Raw genomic sequence first — 11629 nt, forward strand, 5'->3', positions numbered from 1 at the left:
TGTTCGCAAGCTTGTGGTGTGACCACTGGGAGCGCTCCCCGAGGAGGCGTGATGGACGTCGTCGACGTGCTGGTGCACGGTGCCAACGAGGTCAGCCGCGCGGGTGCGGCGGCGATGCTCTCCTCGTCGAGCCGGCTGAGGCTGATGAGCGAGGACGACCTGGGGACCGGTCGCCCCGCCGTCGTGGTCCTGGTCGTCGACGGCATCGCCGAGGCCAAGTCGTTCGCCTACCTGCAGAACCTGCGGGCCCGTGGTGGCAGGTCCGCCGGACCGAGGTGCGTGCTCGTCACCCACCAGTTCCGCGCCGAGGCCGTGCTCCCCGCGGTGGAGAGCGGGATCGAGGCGGTCCTGTACCGCGCGGAGATCACCGAGGCCGCGCTGGTGTCGGCGGTGCTCGCGGTGAGCCGCGGGGCCGCCGTGCTGCCGCCGCACCTGCAGGGCGTCCTGCTCGCCCAGCTCTCCCAGTTGCGCTCCCAGGTGCTGGAGCCCGCCGGACTCACGCTGTCCGGGCTGGAGACGCGGGAGTGCGAGGTGCTGCGACTGATCGCGGAAGGCCTGCAGACCGACGAGATCGCGGAACGCCTGACGTACTCGGAAGGCACCGTGAAGAACGTGCTCTACGGCGTGATGTCCCGGCTCGGCCTGCAGTCGCGGGCCCACGCGGTTGCCTACGCGATGCGTGCCGGCGTCATCTGACCGACGTTGCTGAGACCCGTCGCCACGAGCGGCGGGCGCGAGAGGAGTGAAAGCCGTGGAACCGGTCCGCGTTGCGGTGCTCGCAGTCGATTCGATCATGGAGGCCGGTCTCACCAGCTTTCTGCGCGGGCGGGAGGAGGTCACCGTCGTCGACCGCGCCGAGTTGTCCGGACGGGACGTGCTGGTCGTCCAGGCGAGCCACCTCACGCCGCGCCTGATCGGGCAGCTGAGGTCGGCGCCCGTGCTCGAAGCGGCGCCGAAGGTCCTGCTGGCGGACCAGTTCCAGGAGACCGACGTGCTGACCGCGGTCGAGTGCCGGGTCGCGTCGGTGCTCCTGCGGGCGCACACGACGAGCGACCAGCTCGTCGACTCCGTCGTCGCGGTGACGGGCGGCCGCGCGATGCTGCCCGCGGAGATGCTCGGCCAGTTGCTCGACAAGGTGCGCTGGTTGCAGCGCGAGGTCATGGAACCCCGCGGTCTCGGCGCTGCCGGACTCACCGCGCGCGAGGTCGACGTCCTGCGCCTCATGGCGGAAGGGCGGGACACCGCGGAGATCGCCGACGAGCTCTGCTACTCCGTGCGCACCGTGAAGAACGTGATCTACGCGCTCACCACGCGCCTCAACCTCCGCAACCGGCCGCACGCGGTCGCCTACGCGATGCGTGCCGGCGTCATCTAGGAGACCTGGTCGCGAGTCAGCGCGCCGGCGGCCACGCGTGCCTCGCGAACGCGGCGAGTGGACGGCTTGAGGCCGAACCGGCTCATGTGCAGCTCGAACCGCTCGCGGTCGAACAACGAGCCGAGCCGGTCGAGGATGCCCGCCGCCTCGTCGAGACACGCCTGGGCCTCGATCCGCCGGTCGGTGCCCGCCAGCAGCCGGCCCGCGTCGGCCAGCGAGGCGCTGAGCTCCACGGCCCGGCCGAGGCGCCGGAACCGCGCGGCCGCCTCCAGGATCGGCTCGGGGTCACCGTGCACGATGCCCCGGCACCACAACAGGGCGTTGGCGGCGCGGGCGGGGAGCTTCTCCTTGCGCGCCTCCATCTCGCAGGCCGCCAGCGCCTCGGCGGCGACCACGGCGTTGCCGTTCACCAGCGCCATCCGGGCCAGCGCCGGGAACCACTGGTGGTTGACCGTCAGCTTCGCCGTGCTGGTGTCGAGCATGGGTGCGGCCAGGCTCAGCGCGCTCTCCACGTCCTCGTGGTGGTGGGCGCGGAGCATGCACTTGGCCATCAACAGGAAGTCGCACCCGTCAGGCCGGGGCGCGCCGCCGTCGAACCGGGTGCGGGCCCGGGCGAGCAGGCGCTCCGCCTCGTCCCCGTTGCCGCGGAACTGGTTGATCATCGCGGCCACGCCGTAGATGCGCTTCAGCAGCGGTTCGGTGGGCAGCACGCTGCTGCTGGCCAGACCGGGACTGCTCTCCGCCACCGCGTCGAGCGTCGCGAGCGCGGCGTCCCAGTCACCGGACCAGAAGCCCTGGACGGCTGTGGCGCTCTGGAGGGCGAGCGGCACCGGGCCGCGGCCGTGGGTGCTCCGCGCGGCGCGCAGCGTCTCGCCCGCCTCAGCCGGACGGTCGAGGTTCTGCAGCGTGAACACCTTGTTGGCGATCAGGCCGTGCAGCAGGTCGGTGTGCTCGTCCTGACCGCGCAAGGTCTCGATGGCGCGGTCGACGTGGCGCAGCGCGGACTCGTGGTCTCGCCGCACGGAGTCGATGAGCCACCGCGCCTGCAGCGTGGCGGCGATCGGGTACGGCTCACCCGAGGCGATCGCGGTCCGGCTGGCCTGCGCGGCCCGCTCGGCGGCGAGGTCGAAGTCCGTCACGCCGTCGGACCTGATGGTGGCCCGCAACGTCGTCATCCGCTGCCGCCAGAAGCGGGGGACGTCGGGACCGTCGTTGCGCTCCAGCACCTCGAGGGCCTCGGCCGACGCACCACGGCGGTGCAGCATCGCGGCCGTGATGTGGCGCATCTCGGCCCTGCGCGCCGGGTCGTCCGTCGTCGCCACGGCCTCGCGGGCCAGCGCCTCCGGCTCCCGGCCGAGCCGGTAGAGCAGCAGGATGTGGGTGTGCAGCAGGTCTTCGTGGCACGAACGCGGGACCGGACAGCTGTCGAGCACCCGCTCCACCAGCTCGACCGCCACGAGCGGCGCCCTGTTCGCCAGCTCCTCGCGGTGCTCGGTGACCCAGGAGATCGTCCACTCGTCGTCGTGGCCGGGCGCCAGGAGGAGCTGCTGGGCGATCTGCTCCACCCGGCCGTCGGTGTCGGCGACCACCCTGGCGGCACGCAGGTGCAGCGCGAGCCGGTCCGCGGGGGAGAGCTCGCCGTAGAGCGTCGTCTGGAGCATCGGGTGCCGGAAGGCCAGCTCCTGCCCGGCTTCGACGACCACGCGCGCGGTGATCGCGTTCTCGAACGACGGCAGGAGCAGGGAGACGGGTTCCCCCGCCACGGCCGCGGCCTGGGCCACCCCGAACTGGGGCCCCAGCACCGAAGCGCGGCGCAGCACCTCGCGCGTGCGCCCGTCGAGCATGTCCAGCGTGCGGGTCACCGCCCCGGTCAGCGACTCCGGCGGTTCGTACGGCGCGTCGTGCTGGAGGTCCACGACGTCCCCGGTGAACGTCAGCACGCCGTCACCGGCCAGTGCGCCGAGAACCTCCCGCAGGTACATGGGGTTGCCGGCCGACCGGCCCACCAGTGCTCGCAGCGCCGGCCCCGGGGTGCCCTGGACGAAGTCCTCGACGATGGACATCACGTCCACTTCGGACAGAGGTGCCAGTTCGAGCACCTCGTGACCGTGCAGCTGCACCGTGCGGCGCAGCTGTGCCAGTTCGGCGCGCCGCGGTCCCATCCTGGTCGCCGCCACGAGCAGCAGCGGCACGCGGCGCGCGGCCGCGGCCAGCTGGCGCCACACCTCCAGGGTCGCGTCGTCGGCCCACTGCAGGTCGTCGACGACCAGCACCAGCGGCGCCTGCGCGCAGAGCTTCGTGACGTGGGCCAGCACGACGTCCGTCGTGGCGGGGTTGTCGGCGGCGCTGAGACCGAGGGCGTCCATGAGCACCTGGAGGGGGAAGCGCCGGCCGAGCTCCGCCGCGGCGGCCCACGCGACGTGGCACCCCTGCTCGGCGGCGTCGCGCAGCGCGGTCGTGAGCAGCGAGGTCTTGCCGATGCCCGGCTCGCCTTCGAGCCAGAGCCCCCTGCCCCGGCCCGCCACGACGTCGTCGAGCAGCTGCCGGACCGCCTCGACCTCGTGCGCCCGCCCGCGGCTCGTCTCCGCGGGGTCGGCGAACGCCCTCGCGACCTGTCCCGGCAGCACCGAGAGCAGGGGCCGGCGCGGTTGCCGGGCCTGCCCGCCGTCGCCGAGGACCTGCTGGTGGACGGCGCGCAGCTCGGGGCCGGGGGCGACGCCCAGTTCGGTGCGCAGGATGCCGCTGACCTGGCGGTAGGCGTCCAGCGCCTCGGTGGTGCGGCCACCGGCGTGCAGCGCACTCATCAGCGAATGCCACAGGCCTTCCCGCAGCGGGTGCTCGCGGACCAGCACGATCAGTTCCGGGACGAGGTCCTCGTGCGAGCCGAGCGCGAGCAGGGCGGCGGCCCGCGCCTCGACCACCGCCAGCCGGGCGCTGGTGAGCCGGACCCGCAACGCCTCGGCCCACGGCCCGGGGATGCCGGACAGGGCGTCACCGCGCCAGAGTTCCAGGGCGGCGTCCCACGCCTCGACGGCGGCGCGCAGATCGCCTCCGGCGCGTGCCTTCTCGCCCTGCTCCCGCAGCTGGTCGAAGACCTGCGTGTCGAGCCGGCGCAGGACGAGCCGGTAGCCGAGCCCGTCGGAGACCAGCGGACCGCCGGTGGACCGGCGGGTGCGCTCGGGGTCGAGGACGCGGCGCAGGCCGGAGACGTAGGTGTGGACGCTGCCGTCGGCGCTGGCGGGCGCGGACTCGCCCCACACGGCCCTGATCAGTTCGCCGCGCGACATCGGCCTGGCGGACGGCCAGGTGGCCAGCGCCGCGAACACCGCGCGCTGCCGGGCGGGCCCGAGGGTCACCTCGTCGCCGTCCAGGCGGGCCCGCAACGGGCCGAGCACGTCCACTTCCAGCGTCTTCACCGCTCACCTGCCCGTTTCGTTCGCGCTGCGGCCCGGCGGACGTCCCAGTGGGCGCCGAGCTCCTGGTAGCGGGCGACGGCGGTGCGCAACGCGGACGTCGCCTCGACCAGCAGGCCGTTGCGCGCGAAGAGCACCGCGGCGTCCTCGGTGGCCTCGGCCGCGTCGAGCTCGTCGCCGTTCTCCCCGGCCATCGCGGCGGCGGCCAGCGCGACCAGGGGGTCGTGGTCGAGCAGGGCCCGGCACCGCAGGGCCGCGACCGCCTGGTCCGGTGCCCGTTCGCAGCGCAACGTCGCGTACTTGGCCTGGTCGTGCTCACCGAGGTCGACGGCGAGCCGGACCAGGGACGGCATCAGCCGGTGCGCCAGCGGCGTGGGGCGCCGCGTCAGCGCGGTGAGGACCTCCAGCGCGTGCCGGTGGTGGCCGAGCTGTTCCGCCATCGTCGCCCGCGCGGCGACCACGAACTCGCCACCCTCCGCCTCCGCGTCCTCGTCGAGGCCTCCCTGCCAGGCGGCCCTCAGGTGCGTGCCGGCGTCCACTGACCGGTCCCGGCGGGCCGTCACCAGTGCCAGCGCGCCGCTGAGCCGCCGGGCGGGCGTGGGGTGGCCGAGCGCCATCGTCGCCATGGCCGGGCCGTCGTCCAGCACCCGGCTCAGCTCCGAGATCAGCTCGTCCCACCGCCCTGCCAGGTACCGGGCTTCGACGCGGTCCTCCACGCACTGGCTCCGTCGTGCACCGGCCTGGCAGCGGGCCTGGGAGGCCAGCGCGACGTGGAGGTGGCGCCAGACCGCGGGGATCAGCGGATCGGCGAGCGCGTCCGCGGTGTCCGCCGGCACTCGCGCGCGATCGCCGCGCCGGTGGTGCGAGACGGCCATGAGCCAGCGCATCTCGGCACGCACGGCGGGGTCCTCGGACTGGCCTGCCGGCCTGCCCGCCGTGCCGCCCATCTCGCTGCCGAGCCAGTGCTTGAGCCTGGCCAGCACCACGGTGTGCCGGTCGCGGTGCGGGCCGGCGGTTCCGCTGGCCAGCGCGGCCCAGAGGAGCCTCAGCGCCGAGTACGGCTCCCGCGCGGCCAGGTCGGCCGCCGACCGCGTCAGCCACTCGTGCACCCAGCGGTCCGGCGGCACCGGCCCGGCGAGCAGCTGGGCGGCGACCCGCTCGACCGGCGCCCGGCCGGAGTCGAGCGCCTCGGCCAGCTCGCGGTGCATCGCGATCCTGATCGACCGGGAGAACCGGGCGAGGAGGGACTCCTGGACCGCCGGATGCCGGAACGCCAGCCCGCGCGGTGCCGTGACCAGCAGTCCCGCCGACAGCAGTTCCTCGATCGCGGCCTCCATCCCACCCGCGCCGCCCGCCGCGATCGCCAGCTCGCTCAGGGCGAACGTGCCGCCGAGCAACGCCGCGCGGCGCAGGACCTCCAGGGAGCCCGGGGCCAGGAAGCCGAGGCTGTGCGCGATGGCGGTGACGGCACACTCCGGGAGGTCGACCGGCAGCGGTCCCGCCAGGTGGACCGGGGGCTCGGCCGCGGCGGCACCGGCCACGACCTCGAGCAGGTAGCGGGGATTGCCCGCCGCACGCGGCACGAGGTCGAGGAGCGTGACGTCGATGGCTCCGGCGAGGCGTTCCGCCAGGCCGAACGCCTGATCGGACGGCAGCGGCGCCACCGTGAGCACCGTCGCCGCGCAGGCGAGGCGGGCCAGCTCCGGCGCGCGGTGTCCGGGCACCTGACGGCAGGCACCGGTGAGCAGCAGGGGAAGCCGGTGCGTGAGCGCTGCCAGCCGCTCCCAGGCGCGCAGGCTCAGCGGGTCGGCCCACTGCAGGTCGTCGGTCACGAGGACGAGCGGCCCCGCGGCGCACACCTGCTCGACGAACGACTCGACCTCGCCGAGCAGGCCCTCGACCGCGTCCGGCGACGCGGGGTCCACCGCGCGGGCGGCCTCGGCGAGCCGGAGGTGACGCTCGGCCATCGTCCCCGCCACCGGGGCGAGCGCGTCGAGGACCACCTGCAGCGGCGTCGTCCCCGCCGGTCCGTCCACGGCGGCCGCGGCGATCCGGTGGTCCGCACCGCTCAACCCCACCGCCAGCAGCGCGGTCTTGCCGATCCCCGGCTCGCCCTCGACCAGCACCGCCTCCCCGGCCCGGCCCAGCCGCGCCACCGCGGCGCGCAGCACGGCCAGTTCGTCCTCACGCCCGACGAAGACCTCCGGCGGTTGCAGCGCCAGGGTCCGCGCCGCGGCCTGCGCGGCCGGCAGCAACGCCGGGTCGTTCGCGGCGATCTGGTCACGCAGCGCGCACAGACCGGGACCCGGTTCGGTGCCGAAGTCCTCGATCGAGGCGGTTCGCAGCTCCTCGAACAGCCGCAGGGCCTCCTCGCGCCGCCCGCAGCGGTGCAACGCCAGCAGCAGGATGCTCTGCAGGCCTTCGTGGCCGGGATGACCGGCGGCCACGGGGGACAGCTCGGAGACCGCCAGCGCGGCCTCGCCCGTCTCCAGCAGGAGACGGGCCCGCCGTTCGACGAGGTCGAGGCGGAGTTCCCGCAGGCGGTCGCGGTGGGCGGCGACGAAGGGGCCCGGCAGACCGGCCAGGGGTTCCTCGGCGGCCAGTTCCAGGGCGGAGGCGTACGCGGCGAGCGCTCCGGCGCGGTCGTGGTCGCGTTCGCGGCGGCGGCCCGTCTCGCGGAGCTCCTCGAACCGGAAGACGTCGACGGCGTCCGGACCAAGTCGCAGGCAGTAGCCGGAGCCCTCGGACACCAGAACCGTGGGAGCGCTCTCACTCTCGAGCGCGGCACGCAGGGACGACACGAAGGTGTAGACGCTGCCGCTCGCGCTGCTCGGAGGCTTCTCGCCCCACAGCGCGTCGATCAGCTCGGTGCGGGTGACGACCTGGTTCGCCTGCAGCGCGAGCACCGCGAGCAGGGCGCGGCGCTGGGCGGACCCGAGTTCGACCTCGTCGCCGCCGATCCGGGCCCGCACCGAGCCGAACAGGTCGAGCCTCAGCCCCATCACGCCCTCGCCGCCACATCGCGCCTCAACGCTCCGCCGGAAGCGGAACCACCCCGTCTCCCAACGATCGTGCTCGCGCCGGGGTGCGTTAGTGGAACGGAAGCCGAAAGACTGCGGGCGATCCACAGTGAGCACCGGCACAGTCACTCACCGTTCGCGCGAAAGATCACTGTCTTGTGTGATTGACGAGAATCGTTCGGCTATCTAATTTGGCGGCATTAGTCGGGGCGTGGTCAGCTGACTTCGGCACGTGACCGCTTCCGGGCCGAGACGCCCCGTCGACAATGGATGGACATGCAGGGAACTGGCGACGCGAGAAATGAACCGCGCCGCGAACTCGACGCCGTCAGGCTCGCCCGGGCCGATTTGACGGAACAGGGCCGCTGGCGGGAAGCCGACGAGCTCGTGCTCCGCGGCATCGACCGCCTGCTCGACCGGCCGGAGGAGGACGCGCCCGACCCGTCCGGCCTGGTCCACCTCGCGGGCGGACCGCGGCCGGAGGACACCGACCGGCGCGCGGACCAGACGCTCAGCCCGGCGCTCGGCGCGGCGGTCCAGGCGGTGGTGTACGTCAACCGGGGTCACGGCCGGGAAGCCGCCGTCGAACGGGCCCGGCGCGCGCTGGCCGAACCGGGTGCGGGCGAACTGGGAGCCTTCTGGTTCGCGAACCTCGCGCTCGTGTACTCGGGCGAAGCCGGAACCGCCCTGCGGAGCTGTGAGCGGGCCCTGGGAGACACCTCGTCGGAACCGCGGCTGCGGCACGCCGCGGAGCTGCTGGCCGCCCGTGTCGAGGCCACGAGCAGGCCGGACTCCGCGCACCGGCGCTTCCAGGCCCTCCTCGACGACGAAGGGCGTCCCTGGCGCACCGGACTGGTCGTCGCCTGGTCGGCCGCCGCCCTGGTCGACCGGGGTGAGGCCGACCGGGCGGGTGACCTGCTCGACTCCCGCGACCTCGGCGCGACCTTCGCGGGCCGGCGGGACCGGGCCGAACTCCTGCACGCCCGCGCCGGACAGCACCTGGCCGCGGGCCGCGCCGCGCAGGCCTACGAGGACTTCGTCGAGTGCGGGCGGGAGCTCGCACGGGTCGAGGTCGTGAACCCCGCCGTGCTGCCGTGGCGCTCGCAGGCCGCGTTGAGCGCGGCCGCGCTCGGGCGGCGCAACGTCGCCCTCGCCCTGGCCCAGAAGGAACTCGTCGACGCGCGCAGGTGGGGCACGCCCGGAGCGGTCGGCATCGCCCTGCGCGCCGCCGCCCTGGTGTCCGGTGACGTCGTCCGCCAGCTCACCGAGGCCGCTGAGCTGCTGGAACGGGCGGGAGCGACGTTCGAGCTCGTGCGCACCCGGTGCGACCTGGGCGCGAAGCTGTGCCACGACGGCCACCGGCCGCGCGGTCTGGAGGTGCTGACGGCGGCACGCGGCCACGCCCCGGCCGGGGTGTGGCGGGAGCGTGCCGGGGAGGCCCTGCGGAGGTTCGCGAGCGAGGAGTCCGATCTGAGCGACCAGGAGCTGAAGGTCGCGCACCTGGCCAGGGCGGGGGTCGGCAACAAGGACATCGCCCGCGGCCTGCACCTGGTGGTGCGGACCGTCGAGTTCCACCTGTCGAACATCTACCGCAAACTGGGCGTGACCGGACGAACCGGACTGGCCCGGACGGTGATCCCACCGCTGTGAACGAGGAGAGGTGCGTGACGTTCGCGGTGGAGGGGCACGAGTCGTGTGCCGCGACGAAAGCGCTGGCCGCGGTCGACGAGGGCGGGCACGACCGGATCGCGGCGGTGGAACTGGCCGAGGAGGCGCTCGCGTCGCCCGCCTGCGCGGAGAACGTCCGGTGCGTCTGGCGTGCCGTCTCGATCCTCGTCAGCGCCGGTGAGGTCGCCTCGGCCGACGCGCACCTGCTCCGGTTGCGCGACTCGCCGGTGCCCGCGATCGTCGAACTGCTGCCGGTGCTGCGAGCCCAGATCACCCGCTGGATCGGCGACCTCCTGGGAGCGCGAGAGCAGCTGACGCCGCTGGTCGGGCGGGGCCGGGGGATGGCCGCGTTGTCGCTGGTCGAGATCCACCTGCTCCTCGGCGACGCGGCGAAGGCCGAACAGCTCGTGGAGGAGCACGACTTCTCCGCGATCATCGCCGAGGTGCCGGCCGTGCGGGGTGTGCTGCGCTCGGTGCACGGCCTGACGCACCTGTACGCGGACCGCTACTCCGAGGGGCTGGAGCACTGCCTGGCCGCCCTCAGGTACCCGGCCGGCGAACTGGCGTCGTCGTTCCTCGTGGTGCAGCGCCAGGGCATCGCGGCGCTGGCCGCGATGGCCGCGGGACAGCCCGACCTCGCCGCGAGCCTGGCCCGGCAGCAGGCGGCCTCGGCCCAGGCGTGGGGAGGCCCGATCAACCTGGGCTGGTCGCTCTACGTGCTCGCGCTCGTGCAGGACGACGGCAGGCAGGTCGAACGGCTGCGCGACGCCGTCGACCTCTTCGAGTTCGCCGGCTGCCGGATGCACCTGTCCGAGGCGAGCCGCGAACTCGCGGTCCGGCTGGCGCTGAGCGGCGATCCCTCCGGGGCGCGCCACCACTTCGACCGCGCCTCCCGGCTGGCCGCCGAGTTGCACAGCGACATGCTCGCGCGCCGGATCGCCGTCTCCCTGGACGGCCTGGGCACGGCCGTGGCGGGGCCGCCGCTGACCGAGCAGGAGCGCCGGATCGCGTGGCTCGCCAGGGACGGCCTGAGCAACAAGGACATCGCCGCGCGCACCGCCCTGACCGTGCGGACCGTCGAGTTCCACCTGTCCTCGGTCTACCGCAAGAGGAACCTGACCGGCCGCCGCGAGCTGCTGGCGCGCAACGTCGACCTGAGCTGAAAGGGCAGGGTCTGCCCCCGATCGGCCGGACGTCGCTCCGGACGTCGCGACCCCGTGCCACGATCGGACGCATGGATTCGGACGAGGTGCGGTTCCGTCGTTCGTCGCCGATCGTTCCCGAGTTCGAGCTCGCGGCACAGCTGGATCGGCACGTCGACCGCCTGGCCACGATGAGCACCGCCCAGCGCGGCAGCCGTGGCGGCGAGCAGTACGTGGACCTCCTCGTGGGGCTGGCCGAGGCCGCGCAGGCGCTGCGGTCGTCCGTGCTCGGTGATGTCGTGGAAGGGGAGCGCAAGCTCCACTCGGCGGTCGGGAACGTGGCCGACATCGATTTCGACGCGTTGGTCTTCCCGTGAAAAATCGGGCACATCGGTTGGACGAAAACACCTGACGCGGAGTGGGCTCCGCGAAAAGTGCCGAATTCGTCTCCACGATGGCCGTCATGTCCTCTCGCGGAGTGCCCGGTGTTCCCATCGGGAACGCCGATTGCCTCCTCGACGTGACATTTCCCTATTTCACGATCAGCGGCGGCGTCGAAAGCCAGGGCCCGTCGCGGCCGTGGCACGGGGAGATCGTGACCGCCTGCGCCGGAGCGCTGAGGTTCCAGCTGCCGGACGGGGCGCGCACGGCGACTCTCACCGTCGAGGCCTTCTCCTCACCGCCCGGTTGCGTGGCCGCCGACTTCGACGACGTGGTCGAGGTCGGCTACCGCTCGGCGACGGGGGAGCCCTCCCTGCTCGACTGGGCGCAGCGCCCGCTGTGCGTGCTCGGCCCGCTGCTCACGGGGCCGGGTGACTACCGGGTCCGCTACCACGTGCGGGAGGTGCGCTTCCCGCACGGCGCCGAACTGCGCCCGCCCGGTGTCGACGTCCTGCTGCGGATCTGGCCGGACGTGCCCGGCGAGCCGGTCGCGGTGAAGATCACCAGTGACTGGGCCCGGTGCTGGCACCCGGCGCGGTCGTAGAGGTTTTCTGGAGTCGCTGTCGATGG

Annotated in this window: 8 protein-coding genes; 6 read left to right on the forward strand and 2 right to left on the reverse strand. The window is 73.8% G+C overall.

All coding sequences use genetic code 11. The features are described 5' to 3' along the window. The first annotated feature begins 51 nt into the window (after positions 1–51). The gene (locus tag IE307_RS37045) at positions 52–696 is read left to right on the forward strand and encodes a response regulator transcription factor (protein ID WP_191304118.1); all 645 of its coding nucleotides are present in this window, start codon (positions 52–54) and stop codon (positions 694–696) included. A gap of 55 nt (positions 697–751) precedes the next feature. Next, positions 752–1375 carry a helix-turn-helix transcriptional regulator gene (locus IE307_RS37050; RefSeq protein WP_191304119.1) on the forward strand — a complete coding sequence of 208 codons (624 nt, stop codon included), beginning with the start codon at positions 752–754 and terminating at the stop codon, positions 1373–1375. Here the strand turns inward: IE307_RS37050 and IE307_RS37055 are convergent. Together IE307_RS37055 and IE307_RS37060 are read right to left on the reverse strand one after the other, a co-directional pair. Beyond that, positions 1372–4791 (reverse strand): ATP-binding protein, encoded by a 3420-nt coding sequence (locus tag IE307_RS37055; RefSeq protein WP_191304120.1) that lies wholly within the window; start codon positions 4789–4791, stop codon positions 1372–1374. The two genes, IE307_RS37050 and IE307_RS37055, sit on opposite strands and share 4 nt — an antisense overlap. Next, complete coding sequence (locus tag IE307_RS37060; protein WP_191304121.1) at positions 4788–7790, reverse strand: ATP-binding protein; 3003 nt, start codon at positions 7788–7790, stop codon at positions 4788–4790. Before IE307_RS37060 ends, IE307_RS37055 begins: the two co-directional genes overlap by 4 nt. Positions 7791–8084: 294 nt before the next feature. Between IE307_RS37060 and IE307_RS37065 the strand changes: the two genes are divergently transcribed. The 4 genes from IE307_RS37065 to IE307_RS37080 all read left to right on the forward strand — a co-directional run bounded on the left by IE307_RS37065 (position 8085) and on the right by IE307_RS37080 (position 11603). Further along, a complete protein-coding gene (locus IE307_RS37065; RefSeq protein WP_229905457.1) occupies positions 8085–9458 on the forward strand; it encodes a helix-turn-helix domain-containing protein in 1374 nt (457 codons plus the stop codon). A gap of 14 nt (positions 9459–9472) precedes the next feature. Continuing rightward, the gene (locus IE307_RS37070) at positions 9473–10639 is read left to right on the forward strand and encodes a helix-turn-helix transcriptional regulator (protein WP_191304122.1); all 1167 of its coding nucleotides are present in this window, start codon (positions 9473–9475) and stop codon (positions 10637–10639) included. A gap of 71 nt (positions 10640–10710) precedes the next feature. Continuing rightward, on the forward strand, positions 10711–10995 hold the full coding sequence (locus IE307_RS37075) for a hypothetical protein (protein WP_191304123.1): 285 nt from the start codon (positions 10711–10713) through the stop codon (positions 10993–10995). A 143-nt stretch (positions 10996–11138) separates the two neighbouring features. Further along, complete coding sequence (locus tag IE307_RS37080; RefSeq protein ID WP_191304124.1) at positions 11139–11603, forward strand: hypothetical protein; 465 nt, start codon at positions 11139–11141, stop codon at positions 11601–11603. The last annotated feature ends 26 nt before the right edge of the window (positions 11604–11629 follow it).

It is taken from the genome of Lentzea cavernae, from assembly GCF_014653695.1.
In the GTDB taxonomy this organism is placed as follows: Bacteria; Actinomycetota; Actinomycetes; order Mycobacteriales; family Pseudonocardiaceae; genus Lentzea; species Lentzea cavernae.